Source organism: uncultured Rikenella sp., assembly GCF_910579375.1.
In the GTDB taxonomy this organism is placed as follows: domain Bacteria; phylum Bacteroidota; class Bacteroidia; order Bacteroidales; family Rikenellaceae; genus Rikenella.
This window is the reverse complement of sequence record NZ_CAJTUJ010000011.1, coordinates 13,342-33,984: the sequence shown is the minus strand read 5'-3', so window position 1 is coordinate 33,984 and position 20,643 is coordinate 13,342. Positions and strand designations below refer to the sequence as shown.

19 protein-coding genes and 1 rRNA gene are annotated in these 20,643 nt (G+C 51.7%); 10 read left to right on the top strand and 10 right to left on the bottom strand.

The genetic code is table 11. The features are described from left to right. A 5S ribosomal RNA gene (gene rrf, locus QZ302_RS02435) occupies window positions 1-109 on the top strand; the annotation flags it as partial. Window positions 110-242: 133 nt separating this feature from the next. On the opposite strand, the gene QZ302_RS02430 is transcribed toward rrf, so the two are convergent. Genes QZ302_RS02430 through QZ302_RS02420 form a run of 3 tightly spaced genes read right to left on the bottom strand, consistent with a single transcriptional unit; the run spans window position 243 to window position 2,493 of the window. After that, window positions 243-1,235: a DNA-processing protein DprA gene (locus tag QZ302_RS02430; RefSeq protein WP_294592081.1), complete on the bottom strand. Its 993-nt coding sequence runs from the start codon at window positions 1,233-1,235 to the stop codon at window positions 243-245. Window positions 1,236-1,250: 15 nt separating this feature from the next. Further along, entirely contained in the window at window positions 1,251-1,925 is a 675-nt protein-coding gene (locus QZ302_RS02425) for a phosphoribosyltransferase (RefSeq protein ID WP_294592079.1), read from the bottom strand. After that, complete coding sequence (locus QZ302_RS02420; protein WP_294592077.1) at window positions 1,912-2,493, bottom strand: HAD hydrolase-like protein; 582 nt, start codon at window positions 2,491-2,493, stop codon at window positions 1,912-1,914. Before QZ302_RS02420 ends, QZ302_RS02425 begins: the two co-directional genes overlap by 14 nt. A gap of 495 nt (window positions 2,494-2,988) precedes the next feature. Here QZ302_RS02420 and pyrF point away from each other — a divergent pair, with 495 nt between their 5' ends. The 3 genes from pyrF (at window position 2,989) to QZ302_RS02405 (ending at window position 7,059) form a co-directional block, all read left to right on the top strand. Next, on the top strand, window positions 2,989-3,816 hold the full coding sequence (gene pyrF / locus QZ302_RS02415) for an orotidine-5'-phosphate decarboxylase (RefSeq protein ID WP_294592075.1): 828 nt from the start codon (window positions 2,989-2,991) through the stop codon (window positions 3,814-3,816). A gap of 25 nt (window positions 3,817-3,841) precedes the next feature. Continuing rightward, entirely contained in the window at window positions 3,842-5,275 is a 1,434-nt protein-coding gene (gene aspA, locus QZ302_RS02410) for an aspartate ammonia-lyase (RefSeq protein ID WP_294592073.1), read from the top strand. Window positions 5,276-5,448: 173 nt separating this feature from the next. Beyond that, window positions 5,449-7,059 carry a sulfatase gene (locus tag QZ302_RS02405; protein ID WP_294592071.1) on the top strand — a complete coding sequence of 537 codons (1,611 nt, stop codon included), beginning with the start codon at window positions 5,449-5,451 and terminating at the stop codon, window positions 7,057-7,059. A 306-nt stretch (window positions 7,060-7,365) separates the two neighbouring features. Here QZ302_RS02405 and QZ302_RS02400 read toward each other — a convergent pair whose 3' ends face one another. Both QZ302_RS02400 and QZ302_RS02395 read right to left on the bottom strand, forming a co-directional pair. Next, window positions 7,366-8,007 carry an aminotransferase class IV gene (locus tag QZ302_RS02400; protein ID WP_294592069.1) on the bottom strand — a complete coding sequence of 214 codons (642 nt, stop codon included), beginning with the start codon at window positions 8,005-8,007 and terminating at the stop codon, window positions 7,366-7,368. After that, window positions 7,973-8,986, bottom strand: coding sequence for an aminodeoxychorismate synthase component I (locus QZ302_RS02395; RefSeq protein ID WP_294592067.1), 1,014 nt, complete (start codon window positions 8,984-8,986; stop codon window positions 7,973-7,975). Before QZ302_RS02395 ends, QZ302_RS02400 begins: the two co-directional genes overlap by 35 nt. A 149-nt stretch (window positions 8,987-9,135) precedes the next feature. Between QZ302_RS02395 and QZ302_RS02390 the strand changes: the two genes are divergently transcribed. From QZ302_RS02390 to groL, 4 genes are all read left to right on the top strand, one after another. After that, a complete protein-coding gene (locus QZ302_RS02390; protein ID WP_294592064.1) occupies window positions 9,136-9,906 on the top strand; it encodes a sulfide-dependent adenosine diphosphate thiazole synthase in 771 nt (256 codons plus the stop codon). Further along, entirely contained in the window at window positions 9,899-10,522 is a 624-nt protein-coding gene (thiE, locus tag QZ302_RS02385) for a thiamine phosphate synthase (protein WP_294592062.1), read from the top strand. Before QZ302_RS02390 ends, thiE begins: the two co-directional genes overlap by 8 nt. 163 nt (window positions 10,523-10,685) lie before the next feature. Beyond that, window positions 10,686-10,955 carry a co-chaperone GroES gene (locus QZ302_RS02380; RefSeq protein WP_294592049.1) on the top strand — a complete coding sequence of 90 codons (270 nt, stop codon included), beginning with the start codon at window positions 10,686-10,688 and terminating at the stop codon, window positions 10,953-10,955. 330 nt (window positions 10,956-11,285) lie between these two features. Next, window positions 11,286-12,920, top strand: a complete 1,635-nt coding sequence (gene groL, locus QZ302_RS02375; RefSeq protein WP_294592047.1) for a chaperonin GroEL — start codon at window positions 11,286-11,288, stop codon at window positions 12,918-12,920. Window positions 12,921-13,879: 959 nt separating this feature from the next. Here the strand turns inward: groL and QZ302_RS02370 are convergent. The 5 genes from QZ302_RS02370 to QZ302_RS02350 are packed head-to-tail and all read right to left on the bottom strand — an operon-like array spanning window position 13,880 to window position 18,444. Then, window positions 13,880-14,647, bottom strand: a complete 768-nt coding sequence (locus QZ302_RS02370; RefSeq protein ID WP_294592045.1) for a phosphate ABC transporter ATP-binding protein — start codon at window positions 14,645-14,647, stop codon at window positions 13,880-13,882. Then, window positions 14,635-15,456: a phosphate ABC transporter permease PstA gene (pstA, locus tag QZ302_RS02365; protein WP_294592083.1), complete on the bottom strand. Its 822-nt coding sequence runs from the start codon at window positions 15,454-15,456 to the stop codon at window positions 14,635-14,637. The genes QZ302_RS02370 and pstA overlap by 13 nt, the downstream gene beginning before the upstream one ends. A gap of 46 nt (window positions 15,457-15,502) precedes the next feature. After that, complete coding sequence (gene pstC / locus QZ302_RS02360) at window positions 15,503-16,360, bottom strand: phosphate ABC transporter permease subunit PstC (protein WP_294592043.1); 858 nt, start codon at window positions 16,358-16,360, stop codon at window positions 15,503-15,505. A gap of 9 nt (window positions 16,361-16,369) precedes the next feature. Continuing rightward, window positions 16,370-17,431 (bottom strand): phosphate ABC transporter substrate-binding protein PstS, encoded by a 1,062-nt coding sequence (gene pstS / locus QZ302_RS02355; RefSeq protein ID WP_294592041.1) that lies wholly within the window; start codon window positions 17,429-17,431, stop codon window positions 16,370-16,372. Between the two features lie 32 nt (window positions 17,432-17,463). Beyond that, window positions 17,464-18,444 (bottom strand): hypothetical protein, encoded by a 981-nt coding sequence (locus QZ302_RS02350; RefSeq protein ID WP_294592039.1) that lies wholly within the window; start codon window positions 18,442-18,444, stop codon window positions 17,464-17,466. A gap of 191 nt (window positions 18,445-18,635) precedes the next feature. Between QZ302_RS02350 and QZ302_RS02345 the strand changes: the two genes are divergently transcribed. Together QZ302_RS02345 and QZ302_RS02340 are read left to right on the top strand one after the other, a co-directional pair. Next, entirely contained in the window at window positions 18,636-19,337 is a 702-nt protein-coding gene (locus QZ302_RS02345; protein WP_294592037.1) for a response regulator transcription factor, read from the top strand. After that, the gene (locus QZ302_RS02340) at window positions 19,285-20,619 is read left to right on the top strand and encodes an ATP-binding protein (RefSeq protein WP_294592035.1); all 1,335 of its coding nucleotides are present in this window, start codon (window positions 19,285-19,287) and stop codon (window positions 20,617-20,619) included. The genes QZ302_RS02345 and QZ302_RS02340 overlap by 53 nt, the downstream gene beginning before the upstream one ends. Window positions 20,620-20,643 lie beyond the last annotated feature (24 nt).

The following is a 20,643-nucleotide window of genomic DNA, read 5'->3' as shown; positions in this document are numbered from 1 at the left end:
GTGGCAATAGCGGCAGGGCCCCACCTCTTCCCATTCCGAACAGAGAAGTTAAACCTGCCCGCGCCGATGGTACTGCACTTTGTTGTGGGAGAGTAGGTCGCCGCCTCCTTCAAGCCTCTGGCTATCGTAAGATAACCAGAGGCTTTTTTTATTCAAGAACCGTTCATCCAAGCACACATGAAAGATCAGGGTTTGGTTTGCGAGTAGCCGTTATTAAGGTACTTCCAGCCTTATCGGATTTTTTAAAACTTTAAAGATGTCTGTTCAATTGTAAGAATCTTTCGCGTCATGATTTTTCGGACACTTTGGATTAAATTGTCATGGTTGATAATAGTGGGATTGTCGGATGAGCCTTTTATTTCTCGATTTAAATCGAACATCGGATTTGATTCGTCAGAATCTTTATCATACATGACAGCGCGCGGAATCTTGTATTCAACAGCTTTATTCATAGCATGTCTTGCTCCACTATCCAGTTTCAGTCCGCGTAATTTCGGATGTTTTTCAGCAGAATTTGACGCATAGCTTGCTGCTAAGACGATGGTGTTGCAAAATAAAGCTTGTAAGCGATCTCGTTCTATGTATTGTCCGCTGAGCATTCTTGGCGAGGCAGATGGTTTTCCGTATTCGGTAATAAGAAGACCTCCATCTTCAATGATATCATAGGCTAATTTTCTATTCCGAGCCGGTAGAATGTCGTTTAGGTGACTGGGTAAAATTGCTATGGTTTTTCCTCCGGACTCCAAGGTTTGGCTGTGTGCAATGCTATCGCATCCTAATGCCAGTCCGCTGACAATTGTAGCTCCGTTTTTAACAAACTCTGTTACTATTTCCCGCTCTCTATTTTCTATGTCGCCTGCCGGATTTAATAATCCGATAACAGATATTTTGGGGTTGTCGATTGTTAATAGGTCCAGATTTCCTTTGTAGTAGAGAAAAACAGGACGTTCACTATCTTTCGGGACATTTCCGCGGTATTCAGGAAAAGCTTTATCTCCCCAAGCCACACATCCGTCACAAGAGTCTTCAAACCGGTGTATAAATTCAGTGAATTTTTGTCTCTTGGATTCAAAATCGTTGATGGTGAGTGTTTCGTTTTCCCGCGTCTGTCGTATCTTGGAAACAATAGTGCTCATGTCATCGCCGGGGGTTATATTTTTTACAATCCAAGCCTTGCCAATATTATGATAAGACATGGCTGTCAAAACATTGAGAGCATGTTCTGTGTATTTCATTATGAATGTTTTGCGTTAAAATTTCGATACTGTTTTTCCTATGGCATAAAATGTCACAGAATTGGCACCCATATCGAAGAATGCTTGAATCGCATCTTCATCAATATTGGCCGTTTTTGTGTACAGGTCGTCTATCAAAAGTATATCTTTATTTTTTACTTCTGGGGAAATCGTACAAGTTTTTTTTGTGATCCCAGGATAGGGCCTGGCTCCATCTCCGCCATATCCACTTCGATCCAGATGAGTGGTTCTTGTATTTGTGTGTCGGATTATGTAGTTTGTGCCATTGTGGAAGTGAGTTAATTGTTCGACAACTCGACTGACCGTAGTCTTAAATAATCGTTGATTGGAATTATAATCTGTCTCCTTTTTAGCCCGAGGAATCACGCAAACAGTTAAGGCTTCTTTGCCTGTTGTTTGTAGAATTTTGGGTAAATCTTCCATTAAGATCTCGGTCAAAAAGTGAGAAGTTGTTTCTAAAAGAGATTGCGATTTGTCTTTAAATTGGTTTTTTAGTGTGCAAATGATGTTCTCGACACTTTGTGGAGTGTTTCTGCGTTCTGCATCTCCACCATGATAATCGTCATGATAAAAAGCAGATACTGAACTGTGAAGTATTTGATTTACCGGTTGAATGGTAAAACGTTTTATGTTGATTGATGGTTGATCAAGATTGCTACAGAATTTCATGACTGCTGATCTTTTTCGGATTAATAATCTGTAGAATGCCAACTTCCTGAGCGGCCACTATGTTTTGCTCATCGTTTTCAAAAACGATGATTGAGGCAGGGGAAATATTCAATGTACGGATCGCATATTGGAATTTGTTCTCTTCTGCGTTATTTTCGGGGCGGCCGAATAACAAATCACTGAAATGTTCTAAAAGTTTGTGATGTGATAAGATTGCTTTTGCTCTGTTTGCGTTGCAATCGGTAACTAAAACTGTTCGGTGTGTTTTCGAGTAGTTTCGTAAAATATCAGCCATCTGAGTGTTCAGACGTGTATTTGTGGGTTGGAATTGTTTTTCTTTGAGTTGGATGATCATATGAAATATGGACTGTTCCAGATCTGGGAATATTTGTTGAAATATTTTCCGATTAAACCGTATGTTCGGATCGTAAATGACGTGAAAATCAGATTGACCTGCCAATAAAAAAGCAGATTGATAGGATAGAAAATTTGCATAATTTGTATCGACCAGTGTGTCGTCTAGATCAAAAAATAAAACGTGATGAGGGCGGATGGTGAGATTCTCCATAGTGAGCCTTTGTTTTTCGTTTTGATAAAAGGCATAAAAAACGTGGGACAATACCTGTCATCCGCTTTCTGAGGTTCTGGACTACCTATGCCGCAAGATAATAGAGTAAAGCCCACGTATCGCTACGCAGGCGTTACACTTTACTCCTTGCGGCTTTTGAAATTGTCCAGATTTCAGAAAGCAAGAATAAAAGTTAACGCTTTTTATGTCGTCTCTCCCGGCCCCGCGACCATCGCCCGCCGGAAGAGGAAAAATCGGAAAAATGTGCTAATGAGAAGTTTGCATCATAGGCCAATCGGTTTTAATTACCATCCAAATATAGTAAAAATATTGAATCCCGGTTCCGGATAAACACATGGCGAAGCAACGGAGCATTCATCCGATTTAATTCCCCGTCCCCGCCCGTTTTCTGTAAAAACTTCTTTATATTTGCTCTATTATATCCACGTTCGGTTTCGCCGAGAGAGACGGAGCCGACCCAAACCCCGCCCGGCCATGACCTCGCAACAACTATTTCGACAGATACGCGCCAAAGAGAGCTTCCTCTGCGTCGGCCTCGACACCGACCTGAAGAAAGTGCCTCAGCATCTGTTGGGCGACGAAGACCCCATCTTCGCCTTTAATAAGGCCGTCATCGACGCCACCGCACCGTATTGCGTCAGCTATAAACCCAACCTCGCATTCTATGAAGCTGCGGGAGTGAAAGGGTGGAACGCCCTGGTGAAGACCGTCCGGTACCTGCGCGAGCGGTATCCCGAGCAATTCCTGATCGCCGACGCCAAACGAGGCGATATCGGCAATACCTCCCAGATGTACGCCCGCGTCTTCTTTCAGGAGATGGACTTCGACGCCGTCACCCTCTCGCCCTATATGGGGAGCGACACCGCCGAACCTTTCTATGCCTATCCCGGGAAGTGGGCCGTGCTGCTTGCCTTGACCTCCAACCCCTCCGCGCAGGATTTCGAAACTTTGGCTTTAGCCGGCGGCGAGATGCTCTATGAACGCGTCCTGCGGAACTCCATGAGCTGGGGGACAGAGGATAATACCATGTATGTCGTCGGAGCAACGCGGGCAGAACAGCTCGAACGCGTGCGGGCTATCGTGCCCGACCACTTCCTGCTGGTTCCCGGCGTGGGCGCTCAGGGCGGGTCGCTCAGCGAAGTCGCCCGGTGCGGGATGAACAGCCGGTGCGGACTGCTCGTCAACTCCTCGCGCGGAATCATTTACGCCTCCGACGGCCGCGACTTCGCCGAAGCAGCCGGCGCGGCCGCCCGTCAGTTACAGGGCGAGATGGCAGGCCTGTTGGCCGATTATTGCAAGTGATAATTTTGTAAAAAGTCAGAAAGATATGGACATTACCAAGATGCCGCTTTCGGGCAAGACCCGGCGGGAACACGACTTGTTGGGCGAACTGGACATTCCGGTGGAATACTACTTCGGCGTGCAGACCATGCGCGCGCTCGACAACTTCCACATCAGTCGGGTGCGGCTCTGCATGTACCCCTACTTCATCAAAGCGCTCGCCATGGTCAAGGAAGCCGCGGCCAAAGCCAACCGCGACCTCGGCGAGATCAAGTCTGACGTGGCCGACGCCATTATCGCCGCCTGCCACGAAGTAGAGCAGGGGAAACTCGACGACCAGTTCGTCGTCGATATGGTGCAGGGCGGCGCCGGGACTTCCACCAATATGAACGCCAACGAAGTGATCGCCAACCGCGCGTTGGAGATTCTCGGCCACCGGCGCGGCGAATACGCCCACTGCCACCCGAACAACGACGTGAACCACTCGCAGTCGACCAACGACGCCTATCCGACCGCCGTGAAGATCGCCCTGATTTATCAGACCCAGGACTTGATCGCCTCGTTGCGCGAGCTGATCGGCGCCTTCCATGCCAAAGGGATCGAATTCGCCCAAGTCATCAAGATGGGGCGTACCCAGCTTCAGGACGCCGTGCCGATGACCCTCGGTCAGGAGTTCGACGCCTACGCCGCCAACCTCTCCGAAGAGATCGACCGTCTGGAACAGAACGCCAAACTGCTGCTCGAAGTGAATATGGGCGCCACCGCCATCGGCACCGGGATCAACGCCGATCCGCAGTACAGCCAGATATGTATCAAGTACCTGCGCGAGATTACCGGGCTTCCGATTACCGCCGCCACCAACATGATCGAGGCGACGAATGATACGGGCGCCTTCGTGATCTACTCGTCTGCCGTGAAGCGGATGGCCGTCAAGTTGTCGAAAATTTGCAACGACCTTCGGTTGTTGTCGTCCGGGCCGCGAACCGGTCTGAACGAGATCAACCTGCCTCCGATGCAGCCCGGCTCGTCGATCATGCCGGGCAAGGTGAACCCCGTGATTCCCGAGGTGGTGAACCAGATCGCTTACAAGGTGATCGGGAACGACCTCACCGTGACCATGGCCGCCGAAGCGGGCCAGCTGGAACTGAACGTGATGGAACCGATCATCGTCTACAGCATTCTGGAATCGATCGTAATGATGGTTCACGGGATGGACACCCTGCGCGAGAAGTGCATCCTGGGGATTACAGCCAATACGGATCGGTGCCGGGATATGGTCTACCACAGCATCGGTTTGGTGACCGCCCTGAATCCGTACCTGGGATACGAAACCTCGACCGAGCTCGCCAAAGAGGCGCTTCATACCGGCAAGGGGATCTATGACCTGGTGTTGGAGAAGAAATTGATGTCCAAAGAGGAGCTGGACAATATTCTTCGTCCGGAGAACATGGTCAAACCCCGGAAATTTTTGCGGAAATAGCTTGCCGACAGGCATCGTCGTCGCCTGAACGATGCGTAAGCGCCTTTGTTTGGGGCCCTCTTCGGGCCGGTAAAATGCCCTGTGGTGCGTACCCACGGGGCGTTTTACAGTTCGCCCCACTCACCCTTATAAAGCGGAAAAGAAACAACCCCCAAAGCTATAAACCACTACCCATGAATCGACCCTTGTTCGCCCTTTCCGGCGCCTTATGCGCCGTGACCGGCAGTGCACAAAGTGCCGACAAACCGTCATCCGAACCTCAGAAACGGCCCAATATCGTCTACATCATGTCCGACGACCACGCCGTGCAGGCCATCAGCGCCTACGGCCACCCCCTGTCTCAGGTCGCCCCGACCCCGAATATCGACCGCATCGCCGCCGAAGGCGTGCGTTTCGACCGAGCATATTGCGGCAACTCCGTCTCCGGGCCCAGTCGCGCGACGATTCTGACCGGCAAACACAGTCACGCCAACGGTTTCCGAACCAACGCCGACTTTTTCGACGGTTCGCAGACCACCCTGCCCAAAGTCCTGAAAGCGAACGGTTACTCCACCGCTATTATCGGCAAGTGGCACCTGAAAACCTACCCCACCGGATTCGACTACTGGAAAGTGCTCGACGACCAAGGGATGTACTACAACCCCGACTTCGTGACCATGAGCGGCGACACCGTCCGCCAACGCGGCTATGTGACCGACATCGTCACCGACGAGAGTATCGCTTGGATCGACGCCCACAAAGACCGGCCCTTCTTTATTATGGTGCACAACAAGGCCCCGCATCGGAATTTTCAACCCGCCCCGCGGCACCTCACCTTGCACGAGCACACCTTCTTTCCCTATCCCGACAACCTTTTCGACACCTGGGAGGGACGCGTGGCCGCCGGTCGGCAGGAGATGAGCATCGCCGGTCACCTGATGCCCGCTTACGACCTCAAGCTCTATACCCGTCGCGACGGGTGGGATCCCAAAACCGACTGGGGGCCCGACTATCGGTTCATGGACTCCACCGAGCGGGAGGCCTACATCGCCTCCTACGATGCCGCGAATCAGGCCTACTACGACAATCCTCCTACCGGTGATAGTCTGACCCGTTGGAAATTCCAGCGTTACATGCGCGACTACTTTTCGACCATCGCCGCCGTGGACGAGAATATCGGAAAGATGCTCGACTATCTCGACAGCACGGGGCTGGCGGAGAACACCATCGTGGTCTACGCCTCCGACCAGAGCTTCTACCTCGGCGAACACGGCTGGTTCGACAAACGGTTCATGTACGAAGAGTCGATGCGGATGCCCCTCGTGATCCGTTATCCGGCTGAAATTCCGGCGGGGACGGAGGCCGAAAGCACCTTGGTGCAGAACATCGACTTTGCCCCGACCCTGCTCGACTGGTGCGGGATCGAGAAACCGGACAGCATGCAGGGCGAATCGTTCCGAGCCGTGGCCCGGGGCGGCGACCGGGCGGTGAAACCGGGGCGCGATTGGCGAAAGACTTTGTATTATCGGTATTGGGAGAACCCCGGGATTCACAACGTGATGCAGCACGCCGGCGTGCACGACGGGCGGTGGAAACTGGTCTATTTCTTCAGCAACGAGACGCCGGTTCCGGCGGAGTGCTATTTCGAACTCTACGACCTGAAACGCGATCCGCACGAGATGCACAACCTGTACGGCACGCCGGGAACGAACGGGGTGACGACTCGTCTCCGCCGGGAATTGGTTCGGTTGGCGGATTACTACGGCGACGAACTGCCTCCTTGCCGTGAACTGAATGCTTTATAATCTGTTCTTTGTGCTGGATAGAACCGTACCTTTCTTGAAAGAAAGGTACCCAAAGAACTTTTGCAGAGGTCGTCCCGGTGGGCCGACCACGGGTTCTCTCTGCCTTGTTCGTTGGGCTGGGATTTTCAGGCGAGGCGCGCGTGGGGTTCTATGCCTATTATTAGCGCGCCCGCCGAAAATCCAGCCCAACCCAATCGGGCAGACACGGCCAGAGCATCCCGCAGGGATGCGCTCTAAAGTTTTTCTGGTTCTCTTTGTTCACAAAGAGAACAGTACCCTCCAACCCAAAGTACACAGATTAACAGATTAATAGTCAATTCGGTTGATCGGCAAGAGCAGCGTGCCGAAATCATTCATCGCATTGAACAGCGCGATATGGGAGTAGTGCCCCTCGCGTAAGTTTTCGAGTCGAATTTCACGGGGGACGATCGTCCCCCGTTTGATTAGCCATTCCCGCATCGTCCCGCGCAAGAGCGGTGAAGCCGGCGTGTGCCAGAGCTCGCGCGAGCCTCCCGCCACCCGGAACGCCACATTGCAAAACGTCGTGTCCGTGACCCGCCCGTCGCGGAGCAGCAGCGCATCGCCATAGCCCTTCGCCACCGCCCGGTCGTGCCACACAGTCAGTTCCCTCCGGTCGGCATACTTGTACCCGTAGTCGAAAGACTCGACCTCCGCCGCCAGCAACGAACCGATCCGGGGAGGCGTATAACGCCCATATTCCACCGCCTCGACCCCCTTAGCCCCGTAGACCACCCGACACTTCGCCACCCCCTCGTGTAAATCTCCCGGCACCGGATATCCCCTTCGGATCGCCGCCAACTCCGGCACCGCGGCGACGCCGTACCGCTCCCGGCACGTGCGTTCGACCCGCTCCTGATGCAGATGCAGGATTTCAGCCTCCGGCCAGCAGCCGTCAGCGATCCGTATCGTTTCCACGCAAAGGCACATAGACTTTCTGTTTCATTTCCGCATACTCCGCCGTCCGGTCGCTGCGGAACGTGATCCCCCCGCCGCTCTTGAACAGATACTCCCCCCGCTCCGCCCCCGGCGCCCGTTCCAGAAAACGGATCATCACCCCGCTCTCCAGCTCCCTCCCGTCGAACAGCCCGCACACCCCCGTATAATACCCCCGGTCGTAGGTCTCCGCCTCCGCGATGATTTCCAGCGTTCGGAGTTTCGGCGCCCCCGTCACCGACCCCGCCGGCAGCAACTCGAACAAGATCGACCCCACGCGATCGCGCCAATTCGTTCGTAACTTCCCGCTGATCTCCGAGCTGACCTGCAACAACTCCCCCGCATGCGTCGCCACCCGGTCGACATAGCGATACCGCTCCACCCGCACCCCCGTCGCCACCCGGCTCAGGTCGTTGCGCAGCAGATCGACGATCGTCGCATGCTCCGCCGCCTCTTTCGCATCCTCCAACACCCGTCGTTCCGCCTCCGGCAGCGCCGCATCGATCGTCCCCTTCATCGGGAAGGTCGAAATCCGCCCCTCCGCCCCGATCCGCACGAACCGTTCCGGCGAGAAACAGACGAACCGGTCGTCGAACCAGAGCTTGTACCGCGCCTCCGTGCCGTCGAACACCTCGCGCAGCGTCAGGTTGCAAGTCACCGGCGTTTCGCACGTCAGATTGACCAGATAGCTGTTCCCCGCCCGCAAATGTCCCATGACCACCTCGAACCCCCGGTCGTACTCCTCCCGCGTGCAAAACCGCGGTTCCCATACTAATTCCGGAGCTCCGTCGCCCAGCGCGAAAACATTCGTCCGTCCGCCGATCGCATAGAGCAGCCGGGCCGGATCCACCTCCTCCAGCGGCTCCACCACACAAGCCCGCATCGCATAGTCGATCAGGAACAGAAACGGCCGCCCCTCCGCCCCGAAGCGATCCATTCGCTCCCGTGCCACGTCTTTGTCGTAATATTCCACCCGTCAGCAAAATCTTGTCCGGCAAAAATAGCATTTTTGCGCCGCAACCCCTATATTTGTGTCCCCTCCTGGAACCGGAGGGCCCTGCGCCCCGGACGCTCCCGGCCTGTCGAGGGGGAAAATCGTACCTGTAAAAAATCATTCGAACGATGGAAAAACTCGTTTCCCTCGGGATAGTCGAAAACTATTTCGAAAAGCTGAAAGCCAACCTCTCGGTCGATGCCGCCATCGTCGGCGGCGGCCCGTCCGGACTCGTGGCCGCTTACTATCTGGCGAAAGCCGGCAAACGCGTCGTTCTCTACGAACGCAAACTCGCCCCCGGCGGCGGCATGTGGGGCGGCGCCATGATGTTCAACGACATCATCGTCCAGCAGGAAGCCCTGCCCATTCTCGACGAACTCGGCGTCAGCTACAAACCTTATAAAGAGGGGACTTACGTGCTGGACTCCGTGCACGCCACCTCCGCCCTCGTCTACGCCGCCACCAAAGCCGGGGCTACTATTTTTAACTGCTACTCCGTGGAAGACGTCATCTTCCACAACGAAGAGGTAGCCGGTCTGGTCGTGAACTGGGCCCCCGTGATGCGCGAAGGGATGCATGTCGACCCTCTGATGGTGACCGCCCGCGCCGTGCTCGAAGGCACCGGCCACGACTGTATGATCGCCCGCCTGGTGGCCCGTAAGAACAACGTCCGGCTCAATACTCCGACCGGTGAAGTGGCCGGCGAACGGTCGCTGAACGTCGAAGAGGGCGAGCGGCTCACCGTCGAGAACACCAAGGAGGTCTATCCGGGTCTGTTCGTGAGCGGTATGGCGGCCAACGGCGTGAGCGGCGCATTCCGTATGGGGCCGATTTTCGGCGGCATGCTGATGTCGGGCCGGAAAGCTGCCGAACTGATGATCGCCCGGATCGATGGATAACTTCGGCCTCTACGTCATCCTCACTCGTCCCGCCGTGGGACACGTCGCAGCCGCCGAAGTGGCCGTTCGTTGCGGCGTTCGGATGCTCCAGCTGCGCGAGAAGGATTTGCCCGACGGCGAGTTGTTGCGCATTGCCCGCGAAGTGCGCGCCGTGACCCGCGGAACGGAGACCCGATTTATCGTCAACGACCGGCCCGACATCGCCCTGCTGAGCGATGCCGACGGCGTCCACGTCGGCCAGGGCGACTTGCCCGTGTCCGCTGTGCGGCGCATCGTCGGCCGGAAGATGATCGTGGGACTCTCCACCCACTCCATCGAGCAGGCCCGCGCCGCGTTGGCTTCCGAGGGAGTAGACTATATCGGCTTCGGGCCCGTTTATCCGACCACCACCAAAGCCGTGCCCGATCCGGTGGTCGGGACCGAGCAGTTGCGCGAGGTGCTCGGCTTCGCGCAGCTGCCGGTGGTCTCCATCGGCGGGATTTTTCCGGAGACCCTGCCGGCCGTTTTGGCAGTCGGCGCCCGGAATCCCTGCCTCGTGCGTCACTTCATGGAGCCCTCCGATCCGGCGGAAGTCGAGCGGCGCGTCCGCGAGATACAACGTATGATCGCAGGATAGCCTGGCGTTTATTGCGATACCTCATGCTCAAAATGACAGCCTATGGGCTGTCATTTTGACATAAATAGTCAGCCGTGCCGCTTTGGCATAAAATATGCATAGTACCGCCACCGCTGAACGATACCGAATTCAGAATCCAATACAAATAAAACATTTACTGATCATGAAAATCAAACCGTTAGCAGATCGCGTGCTGATCGAGCCGAAACCGGCGGAAGAAAAAACCGCTTCGGGTCTCTTCATTCCTGACACGGCCAAAGAAAAACCGCTTGCCGGTACGGTAGTGGCGGTGGGCCCGGGTACCGACGAGGTCAAGATGGAGGTCAAAGCGGGCGATCAGGTGCTCTACGGCAAGTATGCGGGCACTGAAATCTCGTTCGATGGGAAGGATTATCTCATCATGAAACAAAATGACATCCTCGCGATTATTTAATCGCTCTATTTTGCATTGAGCTGGAGGGAACTGCCGCTTTCTTGTAAGAAAGCGGCGCAAAGAACTTTCGTGATAGCTACGCTACGCCTTAGGCTCCGCAGTCCTCATGCTTTGCGATTGTTTTTGGGTCGGAATTCTTCCGGGGCGCGTATAATGCGAGTATTACCCCACGCGCCCCGAAGAACCCCGACCCAAAGAAGAATCCGAGAACAGGGCCGCCGGCAGCTTAAGGATGCGCCAGCATCCGTCTAAAGTTTTTTTTGTTCTTTTTGTGAACAAAAAGAACAGTACCCTCAAACCAAATTCATAAATAAAACATCAATTACAAAGATGGCAAAACAGATTATATTCGATACCGACGCCCGTGAACAGTTGAAATCCGGCGTAGACGCACTGGCCAATGCCGTGAAAGTGACCCTCGGGCCGAAAGGTCGGAATGTGCTGATCGACAAAAAGTTCGGTGCTCCGCAAGTGACCAAGGACGGCGTCAGCGTAGCCAAAGAAGTGGAACTGGAAGACAACGTCGCCAATATGGGCGCCCAGCTCGTGAAAGAAGTAGCCTCGAAGACCAACGATGACGCCGGTGACGGGACGACCACCGCCACCGTGCTTGCCCAGGCCATTATTACCACCGGGATCAAGAACGTGACCGCCGGCGCCAACCCGATGGATTTGAAACGCGGGATCGACAAAGCCGTTGCCGCCGTCGTGGCCGACCTTCAGAAACAGAGCCAGCAAGTCGGCGACGACATCAGCAAAATCGAGCAAGTCGGTACCATTTCGGCCAACAACGACTCCACCATCGGTAAGTTGATCGCCGAAGCGATGAGCAAAGTGAAGAAAGAAGGCGTTATCACCGTCGAAGAAGCCAAAGGGACCGAGACCCATGTCGATGTGGTCGAAGGGATGCAGTTCGACCGCGGTTACATCTCTCCCTACTTCATGACCGACCCCGAGAAGATGGAAGCCGACCTCGAAAAGCCCTACATCCTGATCACCGACAAGAAAGTTTCGACCATGAAAGAACTTCTTCCGGTGCTCGAACCGGTGGCACAGAGCGGGCGTGCCCTGCTCGTGATCGCCGAAGACGTCGACGGCGAAGCCCTTTCATCGCTCGTGCTCAACAAATTGCGCGGCACGCTGAAGATTGCTGCCGTCAAGGCTCCCGGCTTCGGCGACCGTCGCAAAGAGATGTTGCAGGACATCGCTATTCTGACCGGCGGAACCGTGATTTCGGAAGAGACCGGCCTGAAACTCGACGCTGCGACCATCGATATGCTCGGTTCGGCAGAGAAAGTGACGCTGACCAAAGAAAATACGACGATCGTCAACGGAGCCGGCAAGAAAGACGCCATCCAGGATCGTGTAGCTCAGATCCGGAAACAGATCGAAGCCTCGACCTCGGACTACGACAAAGAAAAGCTTCAGGAACGCCTGGCTAAATTGGCCGGCGGCGTGGCCGTGCTCTATGTAGGTGCAGCGACCGAAGTCGAAATGAAAGAGAAGAAAGACCGCGTCGACGATGCACTGGCAGCGACCCGTGCTGCGGTCGCCGAAGGGATCATCCCGGGTGGCGGCGTGGCTTATATCCGTGCTACCGCTGCGCTCGAAAAGCTCAAAGGCGACAACGACGACGAAACCACCGGGATTCACATCGTGAAACGCGCCATCGAAGAACCGTTGCGTCAGATCGTAGCCAATGCCGGCGGCGAAGGTTCGGTCGTGGTCAATAAAGTGAAAGAAGGGAAGGGTGCATTCGGGTACAATGCCCGTGCCGACCAGTACGAAGACCTCTTCAAAGCCGGGATTATCGACCCGACCAAAGTGGCTCGTGTGGCCTTGGAAAACGCCGCTTCCGTGGCATCGATGTTCCTGACCACCGAATGCGTGCTGGCCGATATTAAGGAAGAAAATCCTGCACCGGCTATGCCGGCCGGAATGGGAGGTATGGGCGGCATGATGTAGTCGTCCGTCCGGTTTTTCCGGTTATAGAAAAGCGTTGTGCATCGACAAGAGCGATGCACAACGCTTTTTTGTGTTTGGATCGTTTTTCTCAACTCCGGCGCGCGATCAGAGAACGAGGGTAGAGGCTGCCCACTCCGGGTGCCGGTAGGCACCGCCCCCGCGGCGTAAGCGGAGCCCGCCCGGCTTGAGGGCAGTTTCAAACGGGTCAAAGCTTGATCCCGTCGCCCGCCCGCGTAGATGGGCAAATTCTGTCGGTTGGCACTTGGCCAATCCGGCAAGAATTGCCGCAGGCGACGGATGCACAACGTCTATTGAGGTAGACACAGCCTATTCGGAGTGCTCGGCGGCATCGCGCGCCCCGTCTAAAAGAGCGATTCACTATTTCGGCGTGAGCCGAATATAGATGAATCGCGCAGGCGCGCGAACAAAGCATAGAAACTCTCTCCTGCGGCCCGCGCGACCCTAGCGGGTCGCAAAAGCTCGACCCGCCAGTTGTTCATTCCAAATTAAAGAGAAGGAGTCAATATTTTAGGAGGGGATTTTCAAGGGGAATGTAGTCCCCCCTTGAATGTGCTTTTTGCCTACTTTTTACCTATAAGTAAATAAGCTGCCAATTCGACAACCTAAAACATCTACCTAATTATCAAATTATTACTCACGTATATCGTGGTTCTTATGTAATTTTATAACATGCAATTTGCATACAAAATCGGAGATTTCGGGAAGATAGTAATGCAGAAATACCACTATAAAATTTTTCGTTGTGGTAGGTGATTATTTATGTTTTCTTTCGCCTCCGACACTACAAAGGTATAAAAATAATGCTGACGAAAAGAGAAGTTGCGATAATTTCTTTTTTCGCCAGCATATTTTATGCTGTCAATGCACAAATAAGTTTAGTCCGTTTTGGGTATATAGCCAATGGAATAAACTAAACTTGTACTATTGTCAGAACATTATTAACCCATCTTACCAGTAAGGTAGGCTTTGGTGCGCTCGTCCAAGGGGTTGGTGAACATCTTGGCGGTGTCATCATACTCAACCAGCTCGCCCAGGTACATAAACATCGACTTCGAAGATATGCGTTTTGCCTGCCCCATATTGTGCGTCACAATAAGGATTGTAACCTCCTTCTGTAGCTCCAATAGCAACTCCTCGATATGCTTTGTCGCAATGGGGTCGAGTGCAGATGTTGGCTCATCCATCAGAAGAACATCGGGCTTCATTGCCAAAGCACGGGCGATACACAGACGCTGCTGCTGACCACCCGAGAGGAATGTTCCCTTCTTGTTCAGTACATCCTTGACCTCCTCCCAAAGGGCAACGCTACGCAAGCAACGCTCCACGGTTGCATCTTTCTCTGCCTTGGAGAGTTTGATGCCGTTCAATGCAAAACCCGACAGAACATTGTCGTAGATGCTCATCGTTGGGAATGGCGCAGGGCGCTGGAAGACCATACCCACACGACGACGCACATCGATAGGCTCCATCGCAAGGATATTTTCGCCATTGAGCAGGATTTCGCCATCGACACGGATATTCGGATAGAGGTTGTGCATAAGATTTACGGCACGCAGAAGTGTCGATTTACCACAGCCCGAAGGTCCCATAATAGCCGTGATTGTATTTCGCTCAATGGCTGCTGATACATATTTCACAGCCATAGTTTGCTTGGTATATGATACGCAAGTCTTCTTAAACTCCAATATAGGTTTTACTGATTCCATTTCTTTGCAAGATATTTAGCGGTAAGGTTTAATGTAAGTACGAATAACAAGAGGAAGAGCGATGCGCCCCAAATAAGCTCTTGTAGGTTCGGGTCGTTGAAGAACTCCCATATAAGCAGGGGTACTGCCGAGATAGGCTTGTCGATAGAGAAGCGTATAAGCGAGCAACCAAGCGCAGTGAACATTAGCGGTGCGGTCTCACCAATCACTCGTGAGATAGCGAGCAATACACCCGTAAAGATACCACCGAAGGCTGCGGGCAACTGCACTTTCATCATCACACGAGCCTTATTGCCACCCAATGCCAATCCTGCCTCTTTAAGCGATGCAGGGAGGATTTTCAGAGTCTCTTCGGTCGAGCGAATAATAAGCGGAAGCATCATAATACAGAGTGCCACACTACCTGCGATTGCCGAATAACCCTTCATTGGAACAACAACCCAAATGTAGGTGATAATACCGATAATCACCGATGGTGTACCCTGCAAAAGGTCAGTCAAATAGCTTACCACCTGTGCAAAACGATTCTTGCTATTCTCTGCCAAGAATGCACCGCACAAGATACCCACAGGTACAGCAACAACGACCGCCATACCAAGCATTATCATTGTGCCGACAATACCATTTGCAATACCGCCAGGGATAGGCTCACCCGCCTCGATTGCCTTCATTGCCTTGTAAGCCGTAGGTGTAGGCTCGGTAAAGAACGACCACGAGAGCTGGTCATAACCTTTAAGCAGCACCTCGCCCAATATGGCAAGCAGTGGCACGGCCGTAAGAGCGGCAAGAAAACATACGCTCCAAAGCATAAGCTTGTCCTTTGCCAAACGATTTTTTAGTCTAAATCTATTCATACTACACTATTCTTGCTCGTTTAATCATTATCTTACCCACCATATTGATTGCTGCGGTTATCAGAAAGAGAATCAAACCGATAGCAATAAGTGATGAGAGTCGCAAATCGTCAGCCTCGCCGAATTGGTTGGCAATGATTGATGCCATAGAGTTTCCCGTTGAGGTAATTGAGTCGGGGATGTTGTTCGTGTTGCCGATAAGCATCGTTACGGTCATCGTCTCGCCCAAGGCACGACCAATAGCCAGGATATAGGATGAGAAGATACCCGAACCCGCAACGGGGAAGACAACCTTGCGGATAACTTCGGCACGGGTTGCTCCAAGGCTATACGCACCCTCTTTTAGGTCGTTTGGCACCATCTTGATAAACTCGGCACTGAGTGATGCTGCATAAGGGATAATCATAATTGCCAAGACAAGCGATGCGGTCAATACGCCAGAGCCTTGCGGTGAGATATTGAGAGCCATAATGATTGGTCGCAAGGTGTAGAAGCCCCACAAGCCATAAATGATTGAGGGAATACCCGCCAACAGGTCGGTTACGGTACTCAACACGGCTGCCACCTTTGTTCCCTTGAAATACTCGCCTACGAACAATGCAACGGGCAGAGAAAAGGGAATGCAAAAGATAAGAGCCAAAAGGGTTGTCATCAGCGTACCCGTAATAAAGGGCAATGCTCCGTATTGCTCCGCACCCTCGGTATAGCTCCACTCCGACGAGGTGAGGAACTTGAAGAATCCGAAGTGCTCGAATGCTTCGTATGCGTCAGTGACGAGGGCGTAAACCACGCCCCCGCACACTATCGGCATTATCAATGCAGCTGCGAACAATAGGATTTTATATAATTTATCGTTCATAGCTATCTGTTATTGCAATATTGCCACACCGTCATAAGTAACGGTCTTCAAGTTTGTCATACTCAACTCCTTTGCCTTTGCTGGAAGCGGTGCATAATGAACCTCTGATGTGATATGCTGTGCCTCATCCGAGAGAATATATTTCAAGAGGTCGAGTGTAGCTGCAGCCTGCTCTTTCGAGCGATCAGAGTAATTTTGCTCCTTGTAGATAATCATCCAAGTGAATGTTGAGATGGGATATGCACCAGCAGCATCGGCATTAGTGATTGAGCAACGAGTATCGGCAGGAATTACGCCCGAGGCTGCTGCCGAGATGGTAGCCGATGAAGGCAGGACAAACTCGCCTCTTAGGTTTTGTATGCGTGCATAGGGAATCTTCTGTGCAAAGGCATACTCCGAGCCTACATAGCCGATAGAGTTCTTGGTCTGCTTGATTACACCAGCTACACCAGGGTTGCCCTTTGCCGCCTGTCCCGAAGGGAAGTTTACCGATTTGCCAGCACCAAACTTCTCACGCCACATAGGGCTAACCTTTGTCAGATAGTCGGTAAATACGAATGTTGTACCTGAGCCGTCGGAACGATATACGGGGATGATAACTTCAGAAGGAAGTTTTACGTCGGGGTTGAGAGCCGCAATTCGCTCGTTGTTCCACATCTTGATATTACCAGCAAAGATGTCGGCGATAACCTCGCCCGACAGCTTAAGCTCCTTAACGCCATCAAGGTTGTAGGCCACAACCACAGCACCCATACAAGTAGGGATGTGTACCACGGGAGCCATCTCTGCCATCTCCTTATCCGAAAGGAAGGCATCGCTACCAGCGAAATCAACAATCTTATCACGCAAGTTGCGAACACCGCCACCAGAGCCGATACCACCGTAGGCTACTTGGTCGCCATTTGCCTGACGAAACTGCTCGAAAACCACATTGTAGAAAGGGAGTGGGAATGTTGCACCAGCACCCGAAAGTTCCTGTGACTTACGACCTCCATTGTTTGCATTACCGCCACAAGCGACCATTGCAAGAGCAATAGTCAATGCCATTACTGACTTAAAAATCTTTTCCATAATTATATGATTATTGAATGTTTATATTGTTTTTAGAATCCGAAGTAGCAATTTACATAGGCATAGTAACCATTCTTGGCACCATCTGCTTTTGGTATACTCATTCTAAAATTAGGGGCTATTTTTACATACTTGCCGAGTTTGAATTGTGCACCGAGAATTGCCGCTGCCTCATCTTTTGCGATGTTCCAATCATTGTTTGAGTAGAGGTCATCGTAGCGAGCATAGAGGTCTGCAAATTTTGCAACCTTAACCGAGGCAAAAACCGAATAACCATACTGGTCGGCATCATCCTTATACGATGCATTCCACATTTGATTATATTCCGCACCGACAGAGAATTTATCGTGCTTATATCCCACAAATGCCGCAAGATTGGCAATATCCTTTTTACCCTTTTCGCCACTCTCGTTCAAGCCACCATATAGGCGAATTTGGAAACCTTTAACGGGAGTCAGCGTTACACCCAAACCATAATTGAGCCCATCATTCACCTGAATTTTCTTGTAGCCCTCGCCATTAACGATAATCGCATCGGCCGAGAGCCAGTCTGCAAACTTATAGGCTACCGAGATACCTAAATCGGCACTGCTACCAAACTTGTATTCATCTTGGAATGACTTCATAATGTAGCGGTAACCCCAGAACTTTTCTTGGAAATTGAATTGTGTGGTTGAGATAAGACCGCCGTTGAGTGTCAAACCTCCTCGCTTCCACGATACCATAGCATTTTTGATGTAGGCGATGCGCTGATAATCATCTACACTTGATGATTTGCCAATATCCATTACCGCCTTGGCTGAAAGGCCATTGCCGAAGTTGTATTCATAACCGAAATAACTGCGCTCCAACTCGAAGCCTCGGTCATCATTCTCTGCTCCAAAACCTGTGTGGAAATTTCCAAACACTTGAACAATCGCTTTGCCCTTGGGCTCCTCCGTTTTAGTATCCTGCGCCTGTGCAGTGATACCGATGCAGGCTAAAAGACCTGCCAAGATTACTTTTGTTTTCATTTTTTTGTCTTCTTAAATTTGACACTGCAAAAGTATTGGCGGAAGGTTTCATAAATATTTCAAAAAAGTTAGGCTTTCGTGAAATGCTCGCTCCGAAGCAAAATATTACATTTTTATTAAATCTTGTTTTAGGCGTTCCGCCATTTGCCAAAACGCTGCAATTTTGCATTGCAATCTTATAGTTTAGGTATATGTCAACAGAGCGTATATTGATAGTAGATGACGAGGAGACCTTGTGTGAGGTTTTGAAACTAAATCTCGAAAATGAGGGGTATGATGTAGATGTGGCATTTAGTGCAGAACAGGCTCTCGGCTACAATATAAAGGAGTATTCGCTCATTCTACTCGATATTATGATGGGCGAGATAAGCGGTATCAAGATGGCAAAGATGTTGAAAAACGATGTTGCCACGGCTGATATCCCAATCATTTTTTGCACGGCTCGTGATACCGAGGACGATATGATTATGGGGCTCAACCTCGGTGCCGATGACTATATTATGAAACCATATACCGTGCGTAATGTCATAGCAAGAGTTAAGAGTGTTCTGCGCCGCACAACCAGCCATAAAAACATAAGTAACGTCCCAGCCGAGAAGCCAAACCGTTTAGTGGTTGATGGCCTTTGCCTTGATTTGGAGTTTAAGCGTTGCACGGTCGATGGCGAGGAGGTTCGATTGGCACGCAAAGAGTTTGAGTTGCTCGCCTATTTGATAAAGCACCGTGGAAAGATATGCTCACGAGAGCAAATCCTAAACAGAGTGTGGAGTGATGAGGTGGTCGTTCTTGACCGCACTATCGATGTTAATATCACTCGCCTGCGCTCAAAGATTGGGGCGTATGGCTCTTACATTGTTACCCGTTCAGGCTTTGGTTATGGTTTCCGAGACTAACATATCGTTCCACAAACGGCTGTTTCTGATGTTGCTCGCCTTCTCGTGGGCAATTGTACTCTGCTTTATCGGTTTTCAATATCTGCGTGAGAAAGAGTATAAATCGCAGTTCTTGAATGCTCAACTTCAACAGTATAACCGCCATCTACTCGATACTGTCGAGGAGGGGTTGCCCTATGAGGATTATATTGCCACCCACGACAAACCTTTTGAAGAGTTGAGAATATCTATTATCACATTGTCGGGTGCTGTGGTTTATGATAATACCATATCGCTCGATTCGCTTGACAACCACCGAGGTCGCCCCGAAGTGGCAACTGCTTTGGCAGAGGGCGAGGGATATAACATCAGCAGACAATCCACAAGTGATGGACGAGAATACTTTTACTCTGCAACACGAGGTGAGCGAGTTATTGTCCGTACAGCAATACCATATTCAAGCACCTTGCAAGACCTACTTGAAGCGGATTGGTCGTTCCTTGTGGTGATGATTTCAATCACACTTATAATGAGCGTTGTGGCATACTTTACCACTCGCCGACTCGGCAAGGATATCGAGCGCGTCAATCGCTACGAGGCTGAACAGGAGCGCAATCGCCTTAAACGACAACTAACTAATAACATTAACCACGAGTTGAAAACCCCCGTAGCATCCATTCAAGTATGCCTTGAAACACTGCTCTCGGGTATTAGCATTAGCGAAGAGAAGCGTCAGGAACTCATCGAGCGATGCTATACTCACAACGACCGCCTTCGCCGACTGCTTAACGATGTGTCGCTAATAACTCGAATGGAGGATGGCAGTGCTTTGATTGGCAAGGAGAGAGTTGTAATCAACGATATAATTGATGAGGTGGCTAAGGAGTTGGAGATGTTACCCGAAGATGAACGCTTGCTGCTCCATACCGATTTTAGCAATGAGGTTATTATTGATGGCAACCCTTCGCTCATTGGCTCCATCTTCCGCAATTTGACCGAGAATGCCATTGCCTACTCCGAGGGTAAAAATATCTATATATCACTGCTCGAAAATAACGAGCAGCTATGCCGCATCCGCTTTGAGGATGATGGCAAAGGTGTTGAACAGAAGCATTTGCCACACCTCTTCGAGCGATTCTATCGTGTGGACAAGGGCCGCTCCCGCCAAAAGGGAGGCACGGGCCTCGGGCTTGCCATCGTAAAACACGCCGTACTGTTCCACGGCGGCACCATCACCGCCACAAATAGACCTAATGGTGGTCTGAGGTTTGAGTTTACCGTAAAAAAACACGATGTGTCGTAAGTCATAATATAATAATGGCGACCA

Excerpts from the sequence above, each read along its gene's own strand:
- QZ302_RS02430 (WP_294592081.1), bottom strand. The coding sequence starts at position 1,235 with ATGAAATACACAGAACATGCTCTCAATGTTTTGACAGCCATGTCTTAT.
- QZ302_RS02425 (WP_294592079.1), bottom strand. The coding sequence starts at position 1,925 with ATGAAATTCTGTAGCAATCTTGATCAACCATCAATCAACATAAAACGT.
- QZ302_RS02420 (WP_294592077.1), bottom strand. The coding sequence starts at position 2,493 with ATGGAGAATCTCACCATCCGCCCTCATCACGTTTTATTTTTTGATCTA.
- pyrF (WP_294592075.1), top strand. The coding sequence starts at position 2,989 with ATGACCTCGCAACAACTATTTCGACAGATACGCGCCAAAGAGAGCTTC.
- aspA (WP_294592073.1), top strand. The coding sequence starts at position 3,842 with ATGGACATTACCAAGATGCCGCTTTCGGGCAAGACCCGGCGGGAACAC.
- QZ302_RS02405 (WP_294592071.1), top strand. The coding sequence starts at position 5,449 with ATGAATCGACCCTTGTTCGCCCTTTCCGGCGCCTTATGCGCCGTGACC.
- QZ302_RS02400 (WP_294592069.1), bottom strand. The coding sequence starts at position 8,007 with ATGTGCCTTTGCGTGGAAACGATACGGATCGCTGACGGCTGCTGGCCG.
- QZ302_RS02390 (WP_294592064.1), top strand. The coding sequence starts at position 9,136 with ATGGAAAAACTCGTTTCCCTCGGGATAGTCGAAAACTATTTCGAAAAG.
- thiE (WP_294592062.1), top strand. The coding sequence starts at position 9,899 with ATGGATAACTTCGGCCTCTACGTCATCCTCACTCGTCCCGCCGTGGGA.
- QZ302_RS02380 (WP_294592049.1), top strand. The coding sequence starts at position 10,686 with ATGAAAATCAAACCGTTAGCAGATCGCGTGCTGATCGAGCCGAAACCG.
- groL (WP_294592047.1), top strand. The coding sequence starts at position 11,286 with ATGGCAAAACAGATTATATTCGATACCGACGCCCGTGAACAGTTGAAA.
- QZ302_RS02370 (WP_294592045.1), bottom strand. The coding sequence starts at position 14,647 with ATGGAATCAGTAAAACCTATATTGGAGTTTAAGAAGACTTGCGTATCA.
- pstA (WP_294592083.1), bottom strand. The coding sequence starts at position 15,456 with ATGCTTTGGAGCGTATGTTTTCTTGCCGCTCTTACGGCCGTGCCACTG.
- pstC (WP_294592043.1), bottom strand. The coding sequence starts at position 16,360 with ATGAACGATAAATTATATAAAATCCTATTGTTCGCAGCTGCATTGATA.
- pstS (WP_294592041.1), bottom strand. The coding sequence starts at position 17,431 with ATGGAAAAGATTTTTAAGTCAGTAATGGCATTGACTATTGCTCTTGCA.
- QZ302_RS02350 (WP_294592039.1), bottom strand. The coding sequence starts at position 18,444 with ATGAAAACAAAAGTAATCTTGGCAGGTCTTTTAGCCTGCATCGGTATC.
- QZ302_RS02345 (WP_294592037.1), top strand. The coding sequence starts at position 18,636 with ATGTCAACAGAGCGTATATTGATAGTAGATGACGAGGAGACCTTGTGT.
- QZ302_RS02340 (WP_294592035.1), top strand. The coding sequence starts at position 19,285 with ATGGCTCTTACATTGTTACCCGTTCAGGCTTTGGTTATGGTTTCCGAG.